Annotated in this window: 2 protein-coding genes; one reads left to right on the top strand and one right to left on the bottom strand. The window is 47.3% G+C overall.

All coding sequences use genetic code 11. The annotated features are described in order from the left end of the window. Nucleotides 1-572: DUF4158 domain-containing protein (locus tag A3761_RS04750; RefSeq protein ID WP_156491597.1), on the bottom strand; the 572-nt coding region annotated here is incomplete at its 3' end. Nucleotides 573-697: 125 nt separating this feature from the next. Between A3761_RS04750 and istA the strand changes: the two genes are divergently transcribed. Next, nucleotides 698-1335 (top strand): IS21 family transposase (istA, locus tag A3761_RS04745; RefSeq protein WP_231881161.1); only part of this gene is annotated, 638 nt, incomplete at its 3' end.

Here is a 1335-nt window from a genome sequence, read left to right as displayed (position 1 = left end):
TGGCTGCAAGCGGCATTGATCTGATCATACAATCGTTGCTGATGTTGATTAATCACCTGACTGACGATCTTCTGCAGGGTACTATAGGCAGGAATGGCGATCTTCTGGTGGGCCAGGTACTCGATTGCTGCGTCAAAGAGTGCGCGGGGTGCCACCCAGCTTTCAGCGCAGACCAGCAAATGTTCAACAAGCCGGGGTTGATGTTGCTTATCTTTCCAGCTGTTGACTCCAGCAATTGATAAAACACGCTCATAGATGCGGGATTTTTGGTCCGCTTTCAAACTAAAGCGCCGAAACTTGAGGTCTTTAAAGTGAAATCGCGCAATAAATGCCAAGTCATCCTGCATGGATTTATAACTCGGGTTGAGCAGGATCGGTTTGCATTTGAAGTAGCCCAACAATGCAACGGCAACACAACGGTACTTGCGTTGCCGTATTCTGGATAGCTCCGCAAGTTCTTTATCATTTAGCGCGAAGTAAAACCGCTGATAAGACTCGTTGAAGGAAGGAACGCTGTATAAATCCTCGATTTCCGCGGCAGTGAGAATTGATAGCCGTTTGTCTCTGCTCATTCTTTGACCTAAAGGTCAAAGTGTTGATTTGCACCCAAAACTGACCCACTAAAGCCATATATTTGCATCGAATTTTGACCCACGTATAAACCTATCCCTGCTTCAGCAAAGCAGGAGAAAATGGAGTGATAGACGTGGCTCTACTAAGCGTAATTCGACGCTGGCATATTCGGGAGGGACAATCGATTCGATCGATTGCTCGGAAGACCGGATTGTCACGAAATACTGTTCGTAAATACCTCAATAATAGAAATTTAGACCCAAGCTACCCTGCAAGGAAGTCGCCGAGTAAGCTGGATGACTACGAGAAGACCTTAACCTGCTGGCTTCACCGTGAGGTGAAAAAGCATCGAAAGCAGCGTAAGTCAGTCAAGCAGCTATACCAGGATTTAGTACAACTGGGTTACACCGGTTCCTATGATCGTGTTGCTGCGTTTGCACGGCAGTGGCGACAAGAGCAACATGAAGCAAAGAGCACTGCCGCTAAGCGAGTCTATGTTCCACTGACTTTTGCACCAGGCGAAGCATTCCAGTTTGATTGGGGCGAAGATTTCGCCACGATCAATGGTCGGAAGTGCTGCCTTCAAGTTGCTTACTTCAAGCTAAGCAATAGTCGAGCTTTCTTCCTGCGAGCTTATTACAAACAAACGCACGAGATGCTGTTTGATGCACACAATCATGCATTTCGGGTCTTTGGTGGCGTGCCTGAACGCGGCATCTACGACAACATGAAGACTGCTGTGGATAAGGTACGATCAGGTAA

Source organism: Oleiphilus sp. HI0123 (genome assembly GCF_001635315.1).
Note: the sequence above shows the minus strand (reverse complement) of the source record. Positions and strands in the feature narration are given on the sequence as shown.